This is a genomic window from Micromonospora sp. DT15, from assembly GCF_049841475.1.
Classification (GTDB): Bacteria; Actinomycetota; Actinomycetes; order Mycobacteriales; family Micromonosporaceae; genus Micromonospora.
In genome coordinates, this window is record NZ_JBNCKJ010000003.1 from 420,890 (window position 1) to 443,686 (window position 22,797).

21 protein-coding genes are annotated in these 22,797 nt (G+C 71.1%); 14 read left to right on the top strand and 7 right to left on the bottom strand.

What is annotated here, in order from left to right; translation table 11 throughout:
* The first annotated feature begins 67 nt into the window (after positions 1 to 67).
* Positions 68 to 217 (top strand): BBE domain-containing protein, encoded by a 150-nt coding sequence (locus ACLQ3F_RS09485; protein ID WP_425847933.1) that lies wholly within the window; start codon positions 68 to 70, stop codon positions 215 to 217.
* Here the strand turns inward: ACLQ3F_RS09485 and ACLQ3F_RS09490 are convergent.
* Positions 214 to 924, bottom strand: a complete 711-nt coding sequence (locus ACLQ3F_RS09490; protein ID WP_425847935.1) for a DNA alkylation repair protein — start codon at positions 922 to 924, stop codon at positions 214 to 216. The two genes, ACLQ3F_RS09485 and ACLQ3F_RS09490, sit on opposite strands and share 4 nt — an antisense overlap.
* Before the next feature lie 230 nt (positions 925 to 1,154).
* Here ACLQ3F_RS09490 and ACLQ3F_RS09495 point away from each other — a divergent pair, with 230 nt between their 5' ends.
* Positions 1,155 to 1,868, top strand: coding sequence for an ANTAR domain-containing protein (locus ACLQ3F_RS09495; RefSeq protein ID WP_425847937.1), 714 nt, complete (start codon positions 1,155 to 1,157; stop codon positions 1,866 to 1,868).
* 117 nt (positions 1,869 to 1,985) lie between these two features.
* On the opposite strand, the gene ACLQ3F_RS09500 is transcribed toward ACLQ3F_RS09495, so the two are convergent.
* Positions 1,986 to 2,396, bottom strand: coding sequence for an STAS domain-containing protein (locus ACLQ3F_RS09500; RefSeq protein WP_425847939.1), 411 nt, complete (start codon positions 2,394 to 2,396; stop codon positions 1,986 to 1,988).
* A gap of 273 nt (positions 2,397 to 2,669) precedes the next feature.
* Here ACLQ3F_RS09500 and ACLQ3F_RS09505 point away from each other — a divergent pair, with 273 nt between their 5' ends.
* From ACLQ3F_RS09505 to ACLQ3F_RS09525, 5 genes are all read left to right on the top strand, one after another.
* Positions 2,670 to 3,206 carry a hypothetical protein gene (locus ACLQ3F_RS09505; RefSeq protein ID WP_425847941.1) on the top strand — a complete coding sequence of 179 codons (537 nt, stop codon included), beginning with the start codon at positions 2,670 to 2,672 and terminating at the stop codon, positions 3,204 to 3,206.
* A gap of 8 nt (positions 3,207 to 3,214) precedes the next feature.
* Entirely contained in the window at positions 3,215 to 4,099 is an 885-nt protein-coding gene (locus tag ACLQ3F_RS09510; RefSeq protein WP_425847942.1) for a pyridoxal-phosphate dependent enzyme, read from the top strand.
* 150 nt (positions 4,100 to 4,249) lie between these two features.
* On the top strand, positions 4,250 to 5,440 hold the full coding sequence (locus tag ACLQ3F_RS09515; RefSeq protein WP_425847945.1) for an MFS transporter: 1,191 nt from the start codon (positions 4,250 to 4,252) through the stop codon (positions 5,438 to 5,440).
* Positions 5,441 to 5,505: 65 nt separating this feature from the next.
* Complete coding sequence (locus tag ACLQ3F_RS09520) at positions 5,506 to 6,135, top strand: VOC family protein (protein WP_357262169.1); 630 nt, start codon at positions 5,506 to 5,508, stop codon at positions 6,133 to 6,135.
* A gap of 311 nt (positions 6,136 to 6,446) precedes the next feature.
* Positions 6,447 to 7,286, top strand: coding sequence for an AfsR/SARP family transcriptional regulator (locus ACLQ3F_RS09525; protein WP_425847948.1), 840 nt, complete (start codon positions 6,447 to 6,449; stop codon positions 7,284 to 7,286).
* 43 nt (positions 7,287 to 7,329) lie between these two features.
* On the opposite strand, the gene ACLQ3F_RS09530 is transcribed toward ACLQ3F_RS09525, so the two are convergent.
* Complete coding sequence (locus ACLQ3F_RS09530; RefSeq protein WP_425847949.1) at positions 7,330 to 10,167, bottom strand: AfsR/SARP family transcriptional regulator; 2,838 nt, start codon at positions 10,165 to 10,167, stop codon at positions 7,330 to 7,332.
* A 227-nt stretch (positions 10,168 to 10,394) separates the two neighbouring features.
* Between ACLQ3F_RS09530 and ACLQ3F_RS09535 the strand changes: the two genes are divergently transcribed.
* The 4 genes from ACLQ3F_RS09535 to ACLQ3F_RS09550 are packed head-to-tail and all read left to right on the top strand — an operon-like array spanning position 10,395 to position 14,007.
* Positions 10,395 to 11,261, top strand: a complete 867-nt coding sequence (locus ACLQ3F_RS09535) for an ABC transporter permease (RefSeq protein ID WP_425847951.1) — start codon at positions 10,395 to 10,397, stop codon at positions 11,259 to 11,261.
* Between the two features lie 36 nt (positions 11,262 to 11,297).
* The gene (locus ACLQ3F_RS09540; protein WP_357262160.1) at positions 11,298 to 12,344 is read left to right on the top strand and encodes an ABC transporter substrate-binding protein; all 1,047 of its coding nucleotides are present in this window, start codon (positions 11,298 to 11,300) and stop codon (positions 12,342 to 12,344) included.
* A complete protein-coding gene (locus ACLQ3F_RS09545; protein ID WP_357206642.1) occupies positions 12,328 to 13,107 on the top strand; it encodes an ABC transporter ATP-binding protein in 780 nt (259 codons plus the stop codon). The genes ACLQ3F_RS09540 and ACLQ3F_RS09545 overlap by 17 nt, the downstream gene beginning before the upstream one ends.
* 18 nt (positions 13,108 to 13,125) lie before the next feature.
* Positions 13,126 to 14,007, top strand: coding sequence for a TauD/TfdA dioxygenase family protein (locus tag ACLQ3F_RS09550; protein ID WP_425847953.1), 882 nt, complete (start codon positions 13,126 to 13,128; stop codon positions 14,005 to 14,007).
* 11 nt (positions 14,008 to 14,018) lie between these two features.
* Here ACLQ3F_RS09550 and ACLQ3F_RS09555 read toward each other — a convergent pair whose 3' ends face one another.
* On the bottom strand, positions 14,019 to 14,627 hold the full coding sequence (locus ACLQ3F_RS09555) for a TetR/AcrR family transcriptional regulator (RefSeq protein ID WP_425847956.1): 609 nt from the start codon (positions 14,625 to 14,627) through the stop codon (positions 14,019 to 14,021).
* Between the two features lie 114 nt (positions 14,628 to 14,741).
* Between ACLQ3F_RS09555 and ACLQ3F_RS09560 the strand changes: the two genes are divergently transcribed.
* On the top strand, positions 14,742 to 15,752 hold the full coding sequence (locus ACLQ3F_RS09560) for an aldo/keto reductase (RefSeq protein WP_425847958.1): 1,011 nt from the start codon (positions 14,742 to 14,744) through the stop codon (positions 15,750 to 15,752).
* A gap of 27 nt (positions 15,753 to 15,779) precedes the next feature.
* On the opposite strand, the gene ACLQ3F_RS09565 is transcribed toward ACLQ3F_RS09560, so the two are convergent.
* A complete protein-coding gene (locus ACLQ3F_RS09565; RefSeq protein ID WP_425847960.1) occupies positions 15,780 to 17,360 on the bottom strand; it encodes a LuxR C-terminal-related transcriptional regulator in 1,581 nt (526 codons plus the stop codon).
* 198 nt (positions 17,361 to 17,558) lie between these two features.
* Between ACLQ3F_RS09565 and ACLQ3F_RS09570 the strand changes: the two genes are divergently transcribed.
* Both ACLQ3F_RS09570 and ACLQ3F_RS09575 read left to right on the top strand, forming a co-directional pair.
* Complete coding sequence (locus ACLQ3F_RS09570) at positions 17,559 to 17,819, top strand: hypothetical protein (protein WP_357206652.1); 261 nt, start codon at positions 17,559 to 17,561, stop codon at positions 17,817 to 17,819.
* A gap of 13 nt (positions 17,820 to 17,832) precedes the next feature.
* Positions 17,833 to 18,966 carry a cupin domain-containing protein gene (locus tag ACLQ3F_RS09575; RefSeq protein ID WP_425847962.1) on the top strand — a complete coding sequence of 378 codons (1,134 nt, stop codon included), beginning with the start codon at positions 17,833 to 17,835 and terminating at the stop codon, positions 18,964 to 18,966.
* Between the two features lie 47 nt (positions 18,967 to 19,013).
* Here the strand turns inward: ACLQ3F_RS09575 and ACLQ3F_RS09580 are convergent, their stop codons facing one another.
* Positions 19,014 to 20,489 carry a PepSY-associated TM helix domain-containing protein gene (locus tag ACLQ3F_RS09580; protein ID WP_425847964.1) on the bottom strand — a complete coding sequence of 492 codons (1,476 nt, stop codon included), beginning with the start codon at positions 20,487 to 20,489 and terminating at the stop codon, positions 19,014 to 19,016.
* A 136-nt stretch (positions 20,490 to 20,625) separates the two neighbouring features.
* Positions 20,626 to 22,749 carry a cytochrome c oxidase assembly protein gene (locus tag ACLQ3F_RS09585; protein ID WP_425847967.1) on the bottom strand — a complete coding sequence of 708 codons (2,124 nt, stop codon included), beginning with the start codon at positions 22,747 to 22,749 and terminating at the stop codon, positions 20,626 to 20,628.
* Between the last annotated feature and the right edge of the window lie 48 nt (positions 22,750 to 22,797).

Sequence of the window (22,797 nt, forward strand, 5' to 3'; positions counted from 1 at the left end):
AGGGGAGGGCACTCCCTCCCAGGAGGGAAGGGCCGACGGGGCGGGCGGACTCGGGGGCGGTCCGTCGGTGGAGCGGTCAACGACGGATCCGGCTCGCCTGCTGGATGCCTGGCCCGAGCCCACCCTCGGCCGCCTGCGTGCCATCAAGGCCAGCTACGACCCGGACAACGTCTTCAACCGGAACTTCCCCATCCCACCGGCCGTGGCGGTCGACTAGAGCATGCCGGACAGGTACTCGCGGCGACGCTGTGGTTCGAACTTCTCGATCGCGTACCGCAGCATCACCCGTGGCATGACCCGGTAGCGGCGGGCGAGGAACTCCTCCTCCGCCGCTCTGTCCCGGTTGCCCACCTCGCGCAGCATCCAGCCCACCGCCTTCCGAACGAGGTCGTGCGGGTCGTGCAGGAGCCGGTCGCCGAGCCGGAAGGTCCACTCGAAGTCACCGGCCTTGATGAAGGCGAAGGTCGCCATGACGGCGGTACGCCGCTCCCACACGAGGCTCGACTCGGCCAACCGGTCCAGGACGCCCCGGTCCCTGTCGATCAGCCAGGGGCCGACGATGTACGGCGCGGACGAGTCCACCAGATCCCAGTTGTCGATGCGGGCAGTGTTGGCCAGGACGGTGCCGAAGATCCGACCCCGTTCCTGCTCGTCGCCCTTGGCGAACTTGCGCACCAGGATGAACAGCGCGGTCAACCGCTCCTCGTGCGCGCCCTCGATGAGCAGCTTCGTCGTCTCGGCCAGCGACAGGTCGCGCCAGAACCGGGCGGCCACCGTGCGCTGGTCGGGCACGGAGACACCGAGGGCCCGGTCGCCCTCGCCGTACCCGCCGGGAACCATCTGGAGGAACCGGCTCGATGCCTCGGCGCGACGGGGGTCGGCGAGGCTGGCGAGTGCCCGACGCACGTCGACGCTGGTGGCCATGACCGCCCACGCTACCGAGGGCCGGCCGGCATCGCGTGGACGTCCGGAAACCGGCCCGGCACCTGCGGCCGTGAGCCGCGTGAGCTGCCCGGTACGGGCGCCGGCCACCACGCCTGGGCCGGGTGTGAGCGGGGGACCCGAGGGGTAGGACCAGGATTGCTGACGCCCACCCCGCGGGCCGCGCCGGAACTGTCACTCCGGCGGACGCCGACCGAGAAGGGTCTATTGCGATGACGCAGCCGACGATGGATCCCGCGGACGCGTTGGCCGAGCTGGGCAAGGTCAGATTCGACGAGGTCAGCCTCGACGACATGCTGCTCCGGATCGCCGAGCTCGCCAAGGCGAGCATCGCCGGGACGAGAGAGGTGACTGTCACGCTGGTTCGGGGTCGGGTCGGCTGGACCGGGGCATCCACCGGCGAGCTGGCCCGTCAGTTGGACGAGTGGCAGTACGAGGAGCACCGGGGTCCCTGCCTGGATGCCTCCGCCAGCGGTGACACCATCTCGGTGCCGGACATGGCGACCGAGGAGCGCTGGCCGGTATGGGCGGAGAGGGCTCGCGCCGCCGGGGTGGGGAGTTCCCTCTCGATCGGGCTTCCCGTCCAGGCATCGGTGGTCGGCGCGTTGAACGTCTACAGCGATTCGGTGAACGCTTTCGGCCCGCCCTCGATCACCAGCGCGGAGGGCTTCGGCGCGTATGCGGCGGTGGCACTGGCCAACGCGCACCTGTACGAGAACGCCGCCACGCTGGCGGCCCAGATGCAGGAGGCGATGCGCAATCGGGCGGTGATCGAGCAGGCCAAAGGCATCATCATGGGGAGCCGGCGGTGCTCGTCCGAGGAGGCGTTCGCACTGCTGTCGAAGATCTCCCAGGACACCAACCGGAAGGTGCGCGAGGTCGCGGAGTCCCTGGTCGCCCAGGCAGAGGGCAGGACCAAGCGGTGAACGCGCCCTGCCGCTCCTCGTCGAGCCGGTCGTCGACCATGGCGTCACCGCCCCCGCCCGGCAGCGTCCTGGCCAGCGGATTGAACATGTCTCTCGGGGGGACGGTGGCCGCGCCGCCTACGGTTGGGCGGCGACGGACGGGCCGAGAGGCTGACGCGGCGGTGCGGCACGGCGGGGCAGGGGTGGGACCACGCCGCTGAGGCGAGCACCGGTCGGTGTGGATGTGCCGTGGAGGTGGAGACGCCCCAGCACGCCGGCCACGTCGAGCACCCGGAGGACGAACGGCGAGGGGTCGCGAAGCGTCAGCCGACCGCCGGCCTGGGCGGCCACGTGGCCGGCGTGGAGCAGCGCGCTGACGGCGTGCGCGCCGAGGAAGCGGACCGCCGCGAGGTCGACGACCACCAGTGGCGTGGGCGTGCGGCAGAGGACCTCCACCAGCTCGGTGAGCAGGTGGGCGTTGCTCATGTCGATCTCGCCGACGACCCTGATCTGGCTGACGGCGCCGTCACGGCTCAACGACAGCGACATGATGGGCCGGTCCGGGCCGTACTGCGGGTCGGGTCCTGAAGACCCGAATGGGGGATCCTGGTCGGTCACACGATGCCTCCGCCCTCGACGAGGGTGGCCGCCTGCCGCGTGCATGCCGAGGCGAGGTGACCACTGGAGGGCGCGTGTCTTGACCCGACAAGGACCCTACCCGGGGGGTTGGGGCTCAAACCAACCCGGCACCCGCCGGACGACAACTCGTGGGCCGGCGGCATGTGGGGGTGTAGGGGAGCGCCCGCGGGGTAGGGGCCGCACATGCTGAAGAGAGCGGTGTGGCAGGGACTGGCGGCGGGTCTGGCCGGGACAGCGGTGATGACGGCTGCGGAGAAGATCGAACAGCGGGTGACCGGTCGACCCGACTCCTACGTTCCGGCCCGGGTTCTGGCACGGCTGACCGGCCTGCCGGAATCCTCCGGGCAGCCGCCCCGGTGGCAGAACCTGGCAATGCACTACGGCCAGGGCGTGCTGGTCGGTGTGCTGCGCAGCGTCATGGCGCAGGCCGGGTTGCGGGGCGTCTGGGCGTCGACGATGTTCACCGCGCTGCGCCTGAGCAACGACCAGATCCTGGAGAACGCCACCGGCGTGGGGGCGCCGCCGTTCACCTGGCCCCGCTCCGAGCTCGCCATCGACGTGTTGCACAAGTCCATCTACGCGTTCGCCACCGGAGCGGTGGCCGACGCGCTCGCCGCCCGCGACGGGGCGGGTCCCGGGCAGCGGCACGCGGCGCTCCGTCCCGGTCGTCACTCGGACGTCGGACCGCTGCCCCGGACAGCCTGGGCGCGGAGTGCTTAGCTGAAGGGATGATCACACCCGTTCCCCTCGGTACCTGGCCGACGCCGCTGGAGGCCGCGCCCCGGCTTGCCGCCCGGCTGGGGCTGGCCGAGCTCTGGTTCAAGCGTGACGATCTCAGCGGCCTCGGTGGGGGTGGCAACAAGATCCGTAAACTCCGGTACGCCTGCGCGCAGGCGATGGCCGTCGGCGCCTCCACTGTCATCACCTCAGGGGCGCCGCAGAGCAACCACGCCCGCCTCACCGCGGCCGCGGCCGCGCGGCTCGGCCTCTCCTGCGTGCTGGTGCTCGCCGGCCCGCCCCCGGAGACCAGGCGGGGAAACCTGCTGCTCGACGAGTTCGCGGGCGCGGAGATCGTCTGGAGCGGAGACCGACCGCCCGCCGAGGTGGCAGCGGCTGAGGGAGAGCGACGATCGGCGTACGTCATCCCGTTCGGAGGCACCTCTCCCGCGTCGGTACAGGGTTATGTGGACTGCGGTCGGGAGCTGCGGGCCCAGTTGCCGGACGCCGACGGCGTCGAGGTCGTGACGGCGCTCGGGTCCGGCGGGACGATGGCCGGCCTGGTGCGGGAGTTGGGCGTGCGGCGGGTGGTCGGCGTGGACGTCGGCGCCGTGCCGGACCCACGGGCGACGGTCGCCGGGCTGCTCGTCGGCGAGGTGGAGCCCGGGGAGCTGCGGATCGACGACACCCAGGTGGGTGCGGGTTACCGCACGCTGACCGACGCCGTTCGCGACGCGCTGGAGGTGACAGCGCGTACGGAGGGGGTCTTCCTCGACCCGACGTACACCGGTCGGGCGATGGCGGCGCTGCTGGCCGGCAGCTTCCCGCGCGGCGACCGGGTCGTCTTCCTGCACAGCGGCGGGCTGCCGGGGCTCTTCGGCCACCCCGAGCTGTAGGGGCGCCGGCCGGGCACGCACGGCGGTGCCCTCGGACACCGAGGCTGAGCCGTGGGCATGTGTCGGTGCCGAACGGGTACGCCGCCGTGGCCCCGGGGGCCGGCGGAACGCCCAGGCTGACCGCTCTCCACGCAGCCGAGGAGCACCGACATGCCAATCGCGGGGCGGGCCCGACTCACGCCGACGGTCTCCCTGGTGCTGCTGGCGTCCATCCTCGTGTCGTTCCTGGCCGCGTCGGCGGCTCCGACCCCGCTCTACGGTACGTACCAGGAACGCTGGCACTTCTCGCCTGTCACCACCACGATTGTGTTCGCCGTCTACGCCCTCGCGGTGCTCGCTTCGCTGCTCACCTTCGGCAAGTTGTCCGACCACGTCGGTCGGCGGCCGGTGCTGGGCGTCGCGATCGCGGTGCAGATGCTCGCGCTTGTCGTCTTCATCGTCGCCAACGGCGTTGCGTCCCTGCTGGTCGCCCGACTCGTGCAAGGGCTGGCAGCCGGGGCCGCCACCGGCGCCGTGGGCGCCGCCATGCTCGACATCGACCGGGCCCGGGGCACGCTGGCGAACTCTCTCGCCCCCGGTATCGGAACCGGAAGCGGCGCCCTGCTCTCGGCGTTGCTCATCCAGTTCCTGCCCGCGCCGACGCGACTGGTGTACGTCGTGCTGCTCGTCATCCTGCTGATCCAGGCCGTCGGAGTCGCGCTGATGCCGGAGACGGTGAGCCCGATGGGCGGGGCCCGCCGCAGCCTCCGGCCGGACATCGCTCTGCCCCGTCCGGTGCGCAAGCCGGTCCTGGTCGTCGTGCCGGTGCTCTTCGCGGTCTGGGCACTGGCCGGGTTCTTCGGCGCGCTCGGCCCAGCGCTCGTCCGCAGTCTCATGAGCACGTCCATCGTGATCGGCGGTCTCGTCCTCTTCGTCTTCGCCGTCTTCGGGTCGGCAGCCGTTCTGATACAGCGCAACACCGCCGCGCGGACCGTGATCCTGACCGGGATCACCGCGCTCATCCTGGGCATGGTGGTCACGTTGGTGTCGGTCATGGCGAAGTCCGTCCCGGGCTTCTTCGTCGGCCTCGCGCTCGGGGGCGTCGGCTTCGGCAGCGGCTTCCAGGGCAGTCTCAAGACGGTCATGCCGCTGGTCGAGGCTCACCAACGTGCCAGCGTGCTGTCGGTGCTCTACGTCGTCTGCTACGTCGGCTTCGGTCTCCCCACGGTGATCGCCGGCTTCCTCGTGGTCTACGCCGGCGGCCTGCCGAGGACCGCCGACGAGTACTCGGTCGCCGTCATCCTTCTCGCCGTGGTCGCCCTGTTGGGGGTGCGCAGGGCCACCAGGACAACGCCGGGGTGATGCCGGAGAGCCGGGTCGAGCCAGTAACGCGAACAGTAGCGTGATGATCAAGAAGGGAGCGGGGGATGAGCCCGAAGGTTGACCAGGGAGACGCGGGCGCGACATCGCGCATCGAGAGCCTCGACGTCAAGCTCGAGGTGATCGTCATCCCGGTGTCGGACGTCGACCGGGCGAAGGCGTTCTACGAACGGCTCGGATGGCGACTCGACCAGACGCCGCCCGGCATCGTCCAGCTGACTCCGCACGGCTCCGCGTGCTCCGTGCAGTTCGGCCCCGGGCTCACACCGGCGGCACCCGGCTCGGCCATGGCGTACCTGATCGTGTCCGACATCGAGGCGGCCCACGACACCCTCGTCGCCGCCGGTGTCGAGGTCGGTGACGTCTTCCACGTCAGCCCGGACGGCCCGGTCGACGGGCCGGACCCGCAGCGGCGCAGCTACTTCTCGCGTGCCACGCTGCGCGACCCGGACGGGAACACCTGGCTGATGCAGGAGATCACGACCAGGCTTCCCGGGCGCATCGAGGGCGGCCTCACGTCGTTCGGCTCCACGAGCGACCTGGCGAGCGCGCTACGGCGCGCGGCCGCCGCGCACGGTGAACACGAGAAACGTACGGGCGAGCATGACGACAACTGGCCCGACTGGTACGCGGCGTACATGGTCAGCGAGCAGTCCGGGGCCAAGCCGCCCGAGTGAGCTACGCCCACGCGTAGGACCTATTGATCGACGTGCTGCCGGTGAGTCACCTGATGACTCAACCGGCAGCACCGTCTCCGCTTCGGAGTGCGCGCCGCCACCCGCTGCGCGCTGTTCGTACGGGCGATGTACGCGAGTTGTACGCCGAGCGCCCTACCATTCCCCCGGACGCGATGATCTTCGATCCAAGCGGCACCGCCGGGTTCAGAGCTGAATCGGGCGTGCCGTGCCTCGTCGCCGGGGCGCGGTTCCCCGGCCGCCGGTAGGGAGGAGACCTCGATGACGAGTCCTGGTGCGGGCGGTGCGGTGCCGTGACGCGGGTACGGTTTCACGCCCTCGGCCCGCTGCACGCCGAGGTCGGCAGAGAGTGGCTCGACCTCGGGCCCGTCCGGCAACAGGCGGTCTTCGCGATCCTGCTGTTCAACGCGGACCGCGTGGTCACACCGGCGTCGATCCTGCAGGGCGTCTGGGGCTGCCAGATCCCGGCGACCGGCGCCAAGCTGATCCCGCCGTACATCTATCGCCTGCGACGCACACTTCAGGCGGCGTGCGGAGACCCCGACGGCCCCGCGATCGACAGTTCCCGGATCGGCTACCGGCTGCGTCTCGGTTCGGCCCGCACCGACGTCGCGGACTTCGACGAGGCGATGGAACGCGCCGCCGTGGCCGAGGCGGCCGGCGACCTCGCCGGGGCCGCGGTGCTACTGGCCGAGGCCGAGCAGAGTTGGACGGGCGAACCATTGGCGGGCCTGACCGGCCCGTACGCGGAGAGCCGTCGACAGCACCTGCTCGAACGCCGCATCGTCTGCCTGGAACACCGGCTGGAACTGCACCTGCGGCTGGGCGACTGCCGCCGGGCGATCCCCGCGCTCACCGCGTTGCAGACGGAGTATCCGCTGCGGGAACGGCTGGCGATCATGCTGATGACCGCCCTGTACCAGACCGGCAGGCAGGGCGAGGCGATGGACGTGTTCGGGGCCTTCCGTACCCGCCTGGCGACCGAGTTGGGCGTCGAGCCGACCCCGACGTTGTTCGCCGCGTACACCTCGATGTTGCGGGGCGACCTGGGCCCGGCCGTCGTGGCCGGGCGGTTTTTCCGAAGGACCCGCCCGGGGTCCACGGTCACCCGCACCTGTCGGCCGAGGCGCTGATCGGCGACCAGCTCAGACGGCCCGGCCGCTGTAGCCGGGCGTCTCACTCAGGCGGGGTCACCGGGCCGCGGTGGCCGGGCGCGACGCGCACCAGCAGTTGCCGCACCACGTCCGCGGCGGGGTGGCCCAGGTCGTCGTAGATCCGGATGGCCCGCTGCCATGCCTCGGCGGCGGCCGGAGGGTCCGCCATCGCCTCGCGCGCCTCGCCGAGCCGGACGAGGGTCAGGCTTTCGTGATACCGGTTGGCCGATTCCTGGAAGCGTTGGACGGACTGCTCGTAACAGACCGCAGCTCTGGCCGGGTCACCGAGCCGGTGGTACGCGAAGCCCAGACTGTCCAACGTCGCGGCCTGCCCGACGCGATCGTCGATCGCCTCCTGTTGGGTCAGCGCCTCGGCGCAGTCGACGACGGCCTGCTGGTAGTCACCGGTCAGGGCGTGCAGGTAACCCTTGACGTTGAGCGCGCGCGCCTCGGCGTACCGGTTGCCGATGAGCTGCGAGACCCGCAGCGCCTCGGCGCTGTGCTTGAGCGCCTCGTCCAACCGGCCGTACTGGGTGCAGTGCTCGGTGTACTGGCGCAGGATCAGCGCCAGGCTGTCCAGGTCCTCAAGCTGTTCGTACAGTTCCAGCGCCCGCTGAACGTGGTGCTCGGCCGCGTGCTGATCGCCGAGCCGCATGAGCGCGCGGGCGAGCATCCGGCTGGCCTGCGCCTGCGCCCGGACGTCGCCGATCCGCTGCGCCGCCGCGAGCGCCGCCTGCTGGGCTGCGAGCTGCTCCTGGAACATGCCTCTGGGTGCGAGGTACGCGGCCAGAGCCCAGGCGAGCTGGCAGGCGTACCGCTCGAAGCCGGTCTCCGCGGCCTGACGTAGCACCCGCAGCAGGACGGGGTGCTCGGCGTGGAACCAGGCCGCCGCGACGACCCGATCGGGCATCGGCACGTGCACGTTCGCCGGCATCGGTGGTTCCAGCTCGATGGGTGTCCAGGTCGGCTGGAGCAGCACCGCGCCGGGGTGCGCGCTGTGCAGGTAGTGGTCGTGCATCCGGCGCGCGGCGACCTGTCGCTCCTCGGCCAGGTCGGATGCCTGGGCCAGTTCGGCGGCGTACGACCGGAGCAGGTCGTGCAGGGCGTACCGCTCGGGTAGGTGCTCGGTCAGCAGGTGCAGCCGGGTCAGCTCCTTCAGCAGCGGGGTGACCGCCGCCCGGGGGCGGCCGAGCAGCGCGGCGGCGGCGTCTCCGGTCAGGTCGGGGCCCGGGTGCAGGCCCAGCAGGCGCAGCAGGCGGGCCGCCTCGGCGCTCAGCGCCCGGTACGACCAGGAGAAGATCCGGCGGACGTCCCCGTCGGCCAGCTGCTCGAGGCGGGACTCGGACTGGCGGAGTTGGGCCGCGACGGCGTCGATCGGGAAGGTGGACCGGGCGGTCAGCCGGGCCGCCACGATGGACAGGGCGAGCGGGAGGCGTCCCGTCGACTCGATCACCTCGCTGGTCGCCGCCGGTTCCGCCGCCACCCGGACGTCACCGAGTCGGCTGCGGAGCAGCCGCGTCGACTCGGCCGCGGTCAGCACCTCCAGCGTCAACGGTCGGGCGCCCTCGGCCACGGCGAGGCTGCTGAGTTGGTCGCGGCTGGTCACCAGGACGGCACACCGACCCACGCCGGGCAGCAGCGGGCGCACCTGGTCGGCGTCGCGCGAGTTGTCGAGGACGACGAGCATCCGACGCGAGGCGAGCAGGCTGCGGTACAGCCCGGCCCGAGCGTCGACGCTGCTGGGGATACGGCCGACAGGTACGCCGAGCGCCTCCAGGAAGTCGACCAGGGCATCGGCGGGGGATACCGCGTCCGCGTCGTCGTAGCCTCGGAGGTTGACGTACAACTGGCCGTCGGGAAAGCGGTCGGCGGCCCGGTGGGCCCAGTGCAGCGCGAGCGTCGTCTTGCCCACGCCGGCCATGCCGCTGATGGTGACGATGTCCACAGTGGCCTGTCGTGTGGATCGGGCGCCGAGGGTCGCGTCGAGGAGGTCGAGTTCGGCGCTGCGCCCGACGAAGCCGGGCAGGGCAAGTGGCAGTTGCCGAGGGCGGCCCGGTGCCGCGCGGGTCGACGTGTCGTCGACCGGCCCGGTCGTCGCGGCCTGCTGGCCGAGGCGGTGGTGCAGGATGTCGTCGTGCAACCGGGTCAGCTCGGGGCCGGGGTCCATCCCGGTCTCCTCGGCCAGCGCGCGCCTGGCCTGCTGGAAGGCTGCCAGCGCCCCGGCGATGTCGCCGATCTGGTAGAGGCCGGTCATGAGTTGGGACCAGGCCCGTTGCCGCAGTGGGTGACGGTCGAGCAGTGCCCTCAACCGGGGGATCGCCTGGGCGGCCTCGCCGAGCGCGAGCCGCGCTGCGGCGTGGTCCTCCTCGGTCAGCAGACGCCGCTCGGTGATCCGCGCGACCCGGCCGGCGAGGAGCCGGGGCAGCGGCAGCCCGGCGAAGGCCGACCCCCGCCACATGCCCAGCGCGCGGGCCAGCTCCGGCTGCGCCGCCGCCGGGTCGCCGGCGGCCAGCGCTGCCCGTCCGCGCGCCGCCGCCGCGTCGAACCGGTCCACATCCCGCTCGTCCGGTTCGACGCGAAGCAGGTAGCCGCCCGGTGTGGTGAGGATTCGGCGGCGCTCGTCCGCTGCGCAGTCGAGTGCCTGGCGCAGCCCTCGCAGGTAGGTGCGCAGGTTCGCGGCGGCCGAGGCGGGCGGCTGGTCGCCCCACACCATCGTCATCAGCTCGTTGGCGGAGATCGCCTCACCCGGGCGTAGCAGCAGAGCGGCCAGCACCAGCTGCTGTTTCGTCGACCCGAGGGGGACCGGCCGGCCGTCCCGCGACGCTGTCAGCGGCCCGAGCAGGTCGAAGTGGAGGGGCATCCTCACCTCAGGTTGCGGTGTCGGCCGGGCGAGACTGACGATCGCTGGAGCATCGAGCAATGACGTTAGCACCGATTGAACATGATCTTCATGTTTGGCCGGGCCGGCACACCTCCTGGACGCGTGGGGTGGCGGCGTCCAGCCCCGAATTCCATGCAGTGGGTGAGGCCTTGTGGATACCCCACCAAAGCTGTAGGAATAGTAGGCCATCGTGATCGGGAGAAGCCGTGACAGTTGTTTCCGCAGTACAGACCACGCCCACCGACAGCGGCGCGGCACCGCCGGCACACCCACCGCGCGCGCAGCGGAGGGCCGGCTGGAGGCGACGCACCACGCTCCGCGTCGTCTCCCTGCTGGCGCTGCTGGCCCTCTGGCAGATCCTCGCGGTGCTGACCGACAACCCCACGTTCATACCGTCACCGGGTGCGGTGTGGGACCGCCTGGTGCAGACGTCCACCACCCACGACGGCGTTCGCGGCTACAGCGGCCACCTGCTCATCGAGCACCTCGGTGTCAGTCTGCGCCGCATCCTGATCGGCTCGGTGGTCGGCGTGGCCGCCGGGCTGGTGCTCGGCCTGGTGATGGGCACCGTCGCCTGGGTGCGGGTCGCGACCGAGCCGGTCGTCACCTTCGTCCGCGCGCTGCCACCGCTGGCGTACTTCAGCCTGTTCATCATCTGGTTCGGCATCGACGAGACGCCGAAGCTGTGGCTGCTGTCCATCGCCGCGCTGCCACCGGTCGCGGTCGCCACCGCCTCCGCCGTCAAGGCCGCGTCCGCCACCCTCGTCGAAGCCGCCAGGGCGCTGGGCGGCGGCCGTTGGGCGGTCACCCGCGACGTGGTGCTCCCGCACGCGCTGCCGGAGATCTTCACCGGCATCCGTCTTGCTGTGGGCATCGCCTACTCGTCGGTGGTCGCCGCCGAGACCATCAACGGCGTGCCGGGCATCGGCGGCATGGTCCGCGACGCGCAACGGTACTCGCAGACCGATGTGGTGGTGCTCGGGCTGTTCGCCATCGGCCTGTCCGGCCTCCTCATCGACGCACTGCTGCGCACGGCGGAGGACCGGCTCGTTCCCTGGCGCGGTCGAAGCTGACCCGCGCTGTCCACAACCTCTCAGAATGGGCGTCCCGTGCGTAGACCGATCACCCCAACCCTCATCGCGGCCGCTCTGCTCGCTGCCGTCGTGCCACTCGCGGCCTGCGGCGACGGTGCCGCCAGCGGCGGTGGCGATCCAGAGCGCAAGAGTCTCCGGCTCGCCTATCAGGCGTTCCCGAGCGGCGACCTGATCGTGAAGAATCAGCAACTGCTGGAGAAGGCGCTACCCGACTACAAGATCACCTGGACCAAGTTCGACTCCGGCGCGAGCATCAACACCGCGTTCGCGGCCGGCAGCGTGGATATCGCCGCGATCGGCTCCAGCCCGGTCGCGCGGGGCCTGTCGGCGCCGCTGAACCTGCCCTACAAGGTGGCCTTCGTCCTCGACGTCGCCGGCGACAACGAGGCGTTGGTGGCACGCAACGGCACCGGCGTCGCCAGCGTCAGCGACCTGCGGGGCAAGAAGATCGGCACCCCGTTCGCGTCGACCGCGCACTTCAGTCTGCTCGCGGCCCTGGAAGGGGCCGGAGTGAAGGAGAGCGAGGTGACGCTTGTCGACCTGGAGCCGCAGGACATCCTCGCCGCCTGGACCCGGGGTGACCTCGACGCCGCGTACTCCTGGCTGCCGTCCCTCGACGAGTTGAAGAAGACCGGGAAGGTGCTGGTGAGCAGCCGCGAGTTGGCCACCGCCGGCAAGCCCACACTGGATCTCGGGGTGGTCTCCACGGCTTTCGCCGACGCGCATCCGGAGGCTGTCGACGCGTGGCGCAAGGCCGAGGCAAAGGCCCTCGACCTCATCGCGAGCGACCCGACCGCCGCGGCGACGGCCGTGGGTCGCGAGCTGAACCTGGACACCGCCGTCGCCCAGCACCAGTTGAGCCAGGGCGTGTTCCTCAAGCCCGCCGACCTGGCCAGCCCGGAGTGGCTGGGCTCGCCTGACAAGGTCGGCGCGCTCGCCGAGAACCTCTACAACGCAGCGGTCTTCCTCAAGGGACAGAAGAAGATCGACGCGATCCCGGACCGGTCGGTGTTCGAGGCAGCGATCTACACCAAGGGTCTGCCGAATGTCCTCCAGCCCTGACGCCGCGGTCGAGGTCCGCGACGTCACCCACACCTACGGGAGCGGTTCGGCCGCCGTCACCGCCCTCGGCCCGGTCGACCTCCGCGTACCGCCGGGCGCCTTTTTGGTGATCGTGGGCGCCTCGGGCTGCGGCAAGACGACACTGCTGCGGCTGATCGCCGGCTTCGAGCGGCCGACGGTCGGCACGGTGACCGCGGCCGGCCGACCACCGGTGCCGGGACGTAACGCCGGTCTGGTCTTCCAGCAGCCCCGACTGCTGCCCTGGAAGACGGTCGGCGGCAATGTCGGGCTCGCGCTGCGCTACGCCGGAGTGCCCCGCCCGGAGCGGTCCCGCAGGGTGTCCGCGCTGCTGGACCGGGTCGGCCTGCCGCACGTGGGGCACCGTCGCACCTGGCAGCTCTCCGGCGGCCAGCAGCAGCGGGTGGCCATCGCGCGGGCACTGGCCGTGGACAACCCGTTGCTGCTGCTCGACGAGCCGTTCGCGGCCCTCGACGCGTTGACCCGGGAGCGACTGCAGGAGGACCTGCGCCAGGTCAGCGCGGAATCCGGGCGGACGTGTGTGTTCGTCACGCACAGCGTGGACGAGGCCGTGTTCCTCGGCAGCCGGGTGATCGTCCTGACCCGGCGGCCCGGTCGGGTGGCCCTTGACCTCGACGTCGGTCTTCCACGCACCGACGTCGAGCCGGACGAGTTGCGTGGCTCACCGGAGTACGCGGCCCTGCGCGCCACCATCGGCCACGCCGTCCGTGCCGCCGCCGCCTGACAACGAAAGGACACCGTCATGACCGACACTCTCGTGAAACTGGCGCTGGAGCCACTCGGGCCGCACTTCGGGGCCGAGGTGCGGGACCTGGACCTGCACGACGCCACGGACGCGGAACTTGCCGCGGTACGGGCAACTCTGGTGCAGCGCAAGGTCCTCTTCTTCGCCGACCAACGCCTCGACGACGATGGTCAGGTACGCCTCGGTCGCCGGCTCGGCGAGCTGACCGCCTCGCATCCCGTGGTCGGTGGTGTCGACGAGAAACACCCCGAGGTGTACGCCCTCGACAGTGCGGACAACGGTTTCGCCGACGTCTGGCACACCGACGTGACCTTCGTGGCCCGTCCGCCGCTCGGTTCGATCCTGCGCGCGGTGACGCTGCCGCCCAGCGGCGGTGACACGACCTGGGCGGACAGCCAACTCGCGTACGACTCCCTCGCCGAACCGGTGCGGCGGCTGGTGGACCAACTGGTCGCCGTGCACGACGGCAACCGGGAGTTCGGTTACTACCTGGCGCAGCGCCGTGGTGGCCGGGGCAGTGTGTGGGAGGGGGAGACGGTCACCCGGCTCGACCCGGTGGAGCACCCCGTCGTACGCGTCCACCCGGAGACCGGCCGTCGAGGCATCTTCGTCAACCCCGGCTTCACCTCGCACATCGTGGGCGTGTCCGAGGCCGAGAGCCGGGCGATCCTGGACCTGCTCTACGCCCACCTCACCAAGCCGGAGCATCTGGTGCGGCACCGCTGGCGGCCGGGTGACGTGGCGATGTGGGACAACCGCAGCACCGCGCACTACGCCAACCGGGACTACGGCGGCGCGCGGCGGGTCGTACACCGGATCACCCTGCGTGGCGACCACCCGCAGGGCCCGGTCGACCCCTGGCGTGGCGATGTGGCCTGACCGGTTGCCGGTCAGCGCAGTCCGCGGATGAGGTTGTCGACCAGGGTGCGGGCGAAGTCCTCGGTGAGCGGCAGGTCCGCGATGAGAAGCCGGTGGTAGCAGGCCCCCCAGAGCTGGTCGACAACCGATTCGGGGTCGATGTCGGCGCGTAGCTGCCCACGGGTCATGGCCCGGGTGAGGGTCTCGACGGCGAGGGCCCGGCGGGGGGCGGAGTAGCGCTCGCGGTAGGCGGCGGCCAGTTCCGGGTCGGTCTGCGCCTGCCCGATGAGTTGGCTGATGACCCGTCCGGCGGTGGTGTCCCGCACCAGGTGGACGAAGGCGACCAGTTGGTCGGTCAGGTCGGCCACGATGTCGCCGGAGTCCGGGAACGCCAGCGTGGGCGCGACGACAGTGAAGTAGCCGTCCAGGGCGAGCGCGCCCTTGGAGGGCCACCACTTGTAGATCGTCATCCGGCTGGCCCCGGCGAGGGCGGCGACCTTCTCGATGGTGAAGCCGGCCATGCCCTCGGCCAGCAGGCGTTCACCGGCGGCCGTGAGGATCTCCGTTCGTACCTGATCGGTGGGCCGGCGGCCGCGACCACGGCGTGCTGGCGGCTGGGCATCCGGCGTGAGCTCGGCCACTGGTCCTCCCGGTTATATGGACACGCTGTCTACTTGCTGGTTATATGGACACAGCGTACACAGCGGTCCCTGGACGCCACCAGGCACCGAGGACGACCGAAGGAGACGAGGGACATGACGGGTCTACGACGGCGACGGTTGGGTGCCTCCGGTCCGGAGGTGTCGATCATCGGGCTCGGCGCGATGGGCATGTCCGACCTGTACGGGCCGGCCGACGAGGCGGAGAGCGTCGCGACGCTGCACGCCGCGATCGATGCCGGCGTGAACCTGATCGACACCGCCGACTTCTACGGTTCGGGTCACAACGAGATGCTGATCGGCCGGGTGCTGCGGGAGCGTCGCCGGGACGAGGTGGTGCTCAGCGTGAAGTTCGGCGCACGCCGGACACCCGACGGCGGCTTCCAGGCGGCACCGTACGACGTGTCGGCGGCGGCGGTGAAGGACCGGCTGGCGTACTCGCTGCGACGGTTGGGCACCGATCACATCGACATCTACCGGCCGTCGCGGCTGAACCCGCAGGTACCGGTCGAGGAGACCGTCGGTGCGCTGTTGGAGATGCAGCAGGCCGGCTACATCCGGCACATCGGGCTCTCCGAGGTGGGTGCCGACAGCATCCGTCGGGCCGCAGCGGTCGCACCGATCAGCGACGTCCAGATCGAGTATTCGCTGCTCTCGCGAGGCCCGGAGGCCACCATCCTGCCGGCGCTGCGCGAGCTGGGCATCGGGCTGACCGCCTACGGGGTGCTGTCCCGAGGTCTGCTCAGCGGCCACTGGTCGGCGGAGCGTGAGCTGACCGGCACGGACTTCCGGGCGAACAGCCCACGGTTCCAGGGCGAGAACCTGGCCGCCAACCTCCGCCTGGTGGACGCGCTCGGCCGGGTCGCACAGCGGCTCGGGGTGACCACCAGTCAGGTGGCGATCGCCTGGGTCGCGGCACAGGGCGAAGACATCGTGCCGCTGGTCGGGGCGCGGCGGCGGGACCGGCTGACCGAGTCGCTGGCCGCTGTCGACGTGGTGCTCGACCAGGACGCGGTGGACGAGATCGAGCGGGCCGTCCCGGCCGGCGCAGCCTCCGGCCAGCGGTACGCGACCGCCATGATGGGCCTGCTCGACAGCGAGAAGTGACGGCGGGGGAGCCGGCTCATCGGCTGATTATCGTCCGGCGCGTTCCCAGGCCCGTGCCAACTGCATCCGATTGTGAATGCCCAACTTGTGGTATATGGAGCGGAGTTGGGTGTCCACGGTGTGGAAGGAGACGAAGAGGATCCTGGCCGCCTCCTTCTTCGTGGCACCGGTGGCGAGCATCTCGGCGACCCGCTCCTCCGCGGGGGTGAGCGCGTCGATGCCCCGGCTCGGCAGCCCGTCCATCGAGGGCCGGTGGCGCGGGGTGGCGGCGAGGGCGGCCCAGCGCTGGTCCGCGATCGCCTGGTCGCCTGGGGCACCGATCCGGGCGTACAGGGCGGCCGCCTCGTGCGCGGCATCGCGCGCTTCTCCGGACCGCGTCCGAGGGCAGTTCGCGAGGTCCAGCAACGCGTCGGCCAGCGCCGGCCGGGCGGCGGTGGTGCGCAGTTGGTCGACCGCCGACCGGAGTGCGCCAGCGTCACCGTCGCGCAACCCTCGGCTCTGGTCGGCCAGCGCTCGCCACAGCGGCACCGGCGTACGGGTGGACACCACCTCCACCAGTTCGGTGACCCGACCCGCGGCCTGGATGTCGCCGACTGCCATCGCCGCGCGTACCAGTCGGGGGCCGAAGTGCGGCACGGGCAGGAGCGGCCGGACCGACCGGTGCAGGTCGGTGACGACCCTGGTGAGCAGGCCCGCCGGAGTGCTGAGGGTGGCATCGCGCACCGCCACACAGAACGCGAACGTCCACATCGTACGGTCGGGCCACCGGTCCTCCGCCAGGCAGGTGCGGAGGATGGCGCGGGCGTCGTCGTGTTCGCCACGGCGGTAGCGGACCTCGCCGATCACCGCGACCAACAGGGCACGCACCTCCCTGCTGAGGTTCGCCGAACCGGAGCTGAGCGTCGTGACGGCCAGCGCGGCCGCCTCGGGCAGCTCTCCCACGGCCACCATGCGCAGGCAGTCCAGCGCGGTCAGCCCGGGGAGTGAGACGTCGGTCGCCTCGGGCGGCTGACAGGTCGCGGCCCGCGCGTCCTGGTGCCGGCCCAGACCGAGCTGCACGAGGATGCGTTCCGCCCTGATGGACGGGGCGTCGGCGCGTGCCGCCCAGGAGTCCGGGTCGAGGGCCGCCAGCACGGCCTGGGCGCCCGGCAGGTCGCCGTGCGCGAGTGAGCGGGCGGCCCGGCCGAGGGCAAGATGGCGAGCGGACGCCTGATCACCCGACGCGGCGTGCGCGGTACCCGCGTCGCGCAGCAGGGCATCGGTGTCCGGATGTCCCGTGCGGGCCGCGATCGTGGCGACCAGGGCGAGCACCGTGCTGCGGCTGCGGTCGTCCAGGCGGAGGTGCAACGCTTCCCGCAGACCGGCGAGGGCGATGGTCGGCTGCTCCAGTGCCACGATCTGCGCCAGGCGCCCGAGCAGGAGGGTGCGGTGGCGCTCACCGCTGCGACTCGTGACGATCTCCGCCGCCAGGACGTGCAGCGCCTCCATCCCGCGCCCGGCCAGCCGGAGCTGGTCCGCCGTGGCGAAGAGCCGGTGCCGTCGTTGTTCGGCGTCGGTGGCGATGTCGTCGGCCGGAAGCGTCCCGGCGTTGAAGGGTGATTCGGACAATGGCGTTCTCCCCGGTTGTTACCAGGCGCGTCGAAGGGCCGTCCTGCGACCGAGCCTATCCATGGCGTCAGGCAGGGGCGACCAGATCGACGAACCGGCTCGATTGGGTGGAATGGCCTGCGCCGTCCGGGATCTGACCGGCGGCAATGGCGCGATCACGTGATGCGACCGGCAGCGTTCGGCGCCAATCATCGAGTCATGGCCCAGCTCATCGAACTTCCCGGTCTGCATCGGCTGCGGGTCGTACTGCTGATGTTCGTCCTCTACGCCGGCACCGGAGCGGGTGGTCACGCTCCGGCGTGGACCCGTCTGGTGCTGATGGCGACCGCCGCGGCGATTCCGGTCGCGATCACGGTCCAGTACGGCTGGCCCGGACTGCGTGCCCTGCTGGGGGCCTCGTCCCGGCTACGGCTGCGGGGCGGATCCCTTCCCGCACCCAATCCGATCCAACCCGACTGAGGAGGCAGCGATCATGGCGAACAGCGATCCCCAGCCGCGGCGCGGCGATCAGGGTGCCGCGCCCCTTGCCGGCCGTAACGTCGAGCTTGAGCGGCAGAATCCTGATCTGGTGGTGCCGCCGACGACCGACAGCCGGTTGGTGCCCAACCTCAAGTTCTCCTTCTCGCAGGCGCACACCCGGGTGGAGAAGGGCGGCTGGACCCGGGAGGTCACCAGTCGCGACCTTCCGATCGCCACGCAGTTGGCTGGTGTCCAGTTCGGCTTGGAGCCGGGCGGATACCGGGAGATCCACTGGCACCAGCAGTCGGAGTGGGCGTACATGCTCAGCGGCAGTTGCCGGATCAGCGCCGTCGACCACGAGGGACGCAACTTCATCGAGGACGTGAAGGCCGGCGATCTGTGGTTCTTTCCGCAGGGCGTGCCGCACAACATCCAGGCGCTGGAGGACGGCGCACAGTTCCTGCTGGTCTTCAACGACGGGGCGTTCTCGGAGAACAACACGTTCCTGCTCAGCGACTTCTTCGCACACACCCCTCGGCACGTCCTGGCGAAGAACTTCGGCTGGACACTGGAACAGATGGAAAACCTGCCCGAGCGGGAGAAGTACATCTTCCAGGGTGATGTCCCACCGCCCCTGCAACAGGACCGGGTGGTCAGCCCGACCGGTGACATCCCCCGCAGCTTCAAGCACCGGATGCTCGCGCAGACCCCGCAACGGTTCCGTGGGGGTACGGTCCGGATCACCGACTCGACGAACTTCGCCGCCTCCGTGACCACCGCCGCGGCCCTGGTGGAGGTCGAGCCGGGTGGAATGCGCGAGTTGCACTGGCATCCCACCACCGACGAGTGGCAGTACTACATCTCCGGCACCGGGCGGATGGGCGTCTTCGCCTCGCAGGCCGCCGCCCGGACGTTCGACTTCCAGGCCGGCGACGTGGGTTACGTCCCCTTCGCGTACGGCCACTACATCGAGAACACCGGCGACGAGCCACTGGTGTTCCTGGAGATGTTCCGCCATCCCCGATTCGAGGACATCTCGGTGATGCAGTGGATGGCGAACACGCCCCACGAGATCATCGCCGACACGATCAACGTGCAGAAGTCGATGGTGGACAGCCTGCCGAACACCAAACAGGTAGTGATCTGAGTGAACCGGCCGTCCGTCCGTCCGACGACGGACGGCCGGTCCGGTGATCAGCAGCCCGCGGGTGCCGGGGAGGTGGGAGCCGCGGCAGGTCGTCGGCGTCGGGACACCGCACCCACCACCACGTCGACGAGGAGGAAGGCGAGCAGGGTGAGCCCGAACAGGGGCAGCGTCCAGCCGATCGCCGCCGTCACCGGTACGCCGATCAGCAGCGCCCAGAGCGGCAGGCCGCGTACGCCGCCACGCGCCGGCGGGGTGCCCGCCATCGCACGGCGGTCGGCGCGGGTGGGCCGGCGCTGCCACCACATGCGGTAGCCCCAGAAGATGACGCAGAGCAGGCCGAGGGCGAGCGCGGCGAGCAGGATCTGGTTGACCAGGCCGAAGAGGATCCCCATGTGGGCCTGGATGCCGAGGCCGCTCAGTTTGGCCAGCAGGGGCCAGTCGGCGAAGTCGCTGCGGGCGGTGACCGTGTCGGTGGCCGGGTCGACGGCGATGCGGTCCTTCTTGACCGGCCAGGTGTTGTCGACCTGCGTGACGGTCCAGGCGGAGCCCGGCTCCGGCGCGGGACTGATCTCAACCGGACCGGAGAGGCCCGCGCCGCGAGCGACAGCCAGGACCCGATCAAAGGCCGCCGACTCGACGATCCCGCCCGCCCCGGCGGCACCGTGCTCGTGACCGCCGCCGGTCTCGGCAGGGGCGGTGGGGCCGGCGGTGAGGCTGGTGGAGATCTCCGGAGTGCGGGCACTGAGCGCGTCCAGACCCGCGGCGAAGTTCGCGCCGGCGTATCGGGACCAGGTCAGGCCGGTGACGGAGAGGAAGAGGAGACCGACGGTGAGCCAGATGCCGGTGGTGGCGTGCCACCCTCGGGTGCGGCGGACACCCCTACCCGTGGACAGGTCCGGCACCAACAGGTGCCGGGCGGCGGCTCGGGCGGCGTTACGTCGCCGCCACCAGAGGACGACCCCACCGAGCGCCATCACCCACAGCCAACTCGCGGCCAGCTCGGAGTAGTGCTCGCCCACCGTTCCCAGGTGCAGGTGGCGATGCAGGTCGTCCAGCCAGGTGGTGATCGGCGTGGACCCGAACCAGGTGGTGAGCTGCCCCTGGGACTCGCCGGTGTACGGGTTGATGTAGACGGTGTGCTGGTTCTCGCCGAGCTCGGGCAGGGAGAACACCACCTTGGTGGTCTGGTCGCCGGCGCCGGGTTGCACTGTGGTGATGCTGCCGTCCGGGTGCGCGTTGCGCGCGGCCCCGATCTGCTCGGCCAGCGGCAGTTGCCGGTCACCCACCTGGGCGACCTCGAGCTGGTCGCCGTAGAGGATCGTGTCGAGTTGCGGGGTGACGGTGTAGGCCAGGCCGGTCAGTGCGGCGACCACCAGGAACGGGGCGACGAGGATGCCGGCGTAGAAGTGCAGCCGCAGCAGCAGCGCGCCGAACGGCGACGTGCGCCGGGCGGCTCGGGCCGGTCTCTCGGCGGTGGTGGCGGGCTCCGGCTGCGGGGTGCCGGACAATTCAGTCAGAGACATGGTGATCCGATCGGAAGAGTCGGGAAGCACGAAGGTGTTTCCCGTACTGGTCTGGTCGCCCGGTGAGGTGTCGCATCGGCCCTGACTGGTAGTCGGGGGGAAGACGCCGGCGGTTCCCGAAGATCGGTCCTCGATGTCAGTGCTGGTCCGGCCGGGCCGCGCGGCGCGAATCGATGTCGGGACGTCCGGCCGCGGCGAGAAACGCGTTGTAGCGGGCGAGGTCGTCCTCCGCGCCGGTGGCATCGGCCCGGTCGGCGGCCCGGTCGAGGCGGCCCTGTTCACGCTTGTCGGCGCGAATCCACTGGCGAATCAGGACGATCATGACGACGACGGCGGGCAGCTCGCCGAACGCCCAGGCGATACCGGCGCCGAGCTGCTGATCGGCGAGCAGCGACGACGCCCAGGTGGGGTGCACAGCGAGGTACCAGTCGGGGGCGATGACGGTGGTCGTCTGCATGAGGACCAGGCCGAAGAAGCCGTGCGCCATCATCGACGCCAGATGGATGACCACCAGCAGGGGATGGGGGAGGCGTCGACGGCCCGGATCGACCCCGATGAGCACCCAGAACAACAGGTAGCCCGCGAACACGAAGTGGGTGAGCATCGCGAGGTGACCGAGGTGGGAGCGCATCAGCACGCCGAGCAGGTCGCTGAAGTACAGGCCGAACAGGCTGGCGGTGTAGACGCCCAGCGCGACGAGCGGATGGGTGAGCAGCCTCGTGGGTCGGCTGTGCACCGCGATCAGCAACCACTCCCGGGCACCGCGTACCCCCGGGTCGGCCGGTCGACGCAGGGTGCGGAGGGCGAGGGTGACCGGTGCGCCGCCGACCAGCAGGATCGGCACCAGCATCGACAACACCATGTGCTGGGCCATGTGCGCGCTGAAGAGCACGTACGCGTAGCGGGCGACACCGAGGTTGGTGGCCGCCGCCAACAGCAGCAACCCACCCAGCCAACTCGCCGTCCGGGCGACCGGCCAGTGGTGCCCGGCGATGTGCATCCGGCGTACTCCGGCCAGGTACCCGGCGATGCCGAGAGCGCAGAGGGTCAGGAAGAACATGTCCGGCAGCGGCTGCCCGAGCAGGTTTCCCGCAGTGGGTGCGGTGGGCATCGGGAAGCCGAGCAGCTCGGTGATCGGGTCGGCGTCGGTGCCCGCCTCGGCGACCGGGGTGGGGCTGCGGGAGAGCGCCACCGCCAGCCCCGCGGTGGCGGCGAACACGATCAGCTCACCGGCGGCCAGCCGGCCGAACGCCCATCGCCGTCCGGCACGCAACGCCGGCAGGGTGCGGGAGCGGTGTATCGCGCCGAGCGCGCCGAGGATCAGCAGGGCGACGAGCTTGCCGAGCACCAACCAGCCGTAGCGGGAGTGCCAGAGCTGGTCGACCGAGCCGAGGCGAACCGCGGCGTTGGCCGCCCCGCTGACCGACACGGCGACGAAGCAGCCCAGGGCGAGGCGACTGTACCGAGCGGCGGCGTCGGCCAGCAGCCGACTGCGCCGTACCACCAGCAGGGCGATGAGGGCGCCGACCCACACCGCGGCGGCGAGGATGTGCAGGGCCAGGCTGCTGACGGCGATCTGGTGGTTGCCGGCCCCGGCGGAGTGCCCGGTGAAGGCCGGGGGAAGCACCGCCACCAGGGCCAGGACCGCGACGGTCGCGGCGAGGCCACGGGATACCCCGATTCGGGCCAGCAGTGCCACTGCCAGGGCCAGTCCGGCCTGCAGCATGAGCGATTGGCCCTGCGAGATGGTGGTGGCGAAACTGACGACGGTAGCGGGCCCGAGCGTCGTCAGTGGTTGGCCGAGCAGGTCCGAGGCGGTCAGCGCCAGCAGAGACAGCGCCGTCACCGACCAACCGAGCGAGGCGACACCGGCCCGCCGCAGCAGCAGGTAGCCGTGCGGCGAGACGCTGGGTCCGTCGCCCGGCAGCAGGAACGCGGAGGTCACCAGCATGCCGACGGTGACGGTGGCCAGACCGTCGGACAGCAGCCGGAGAACGGGTAGCGCCCGGGTGGTGATCGGCCCCGCGTCGGGGAGACCCGGAATCGCGGCCGTGAACGCACCCCCGACCCGGAGTCCGAGCACCAACAGGGTGGCCCCCGAGGCGACGGCGACGACGGTTACCAACCAGCCGGACCCCGTGGAACCCTTGGCTCGGGCGGCGGACGGGACTGGACCGGTCGGGGTCAGCGAGGCGGTGGCGGCGGTGCGGACACCGCTCGGATCGTCGCCGACGAACTGCCGTGGTTCTGTGTGGGACATGTGTCGACCTTGCTGATGAGGTGATGAGGCGAGCCGACCGCACGGGGG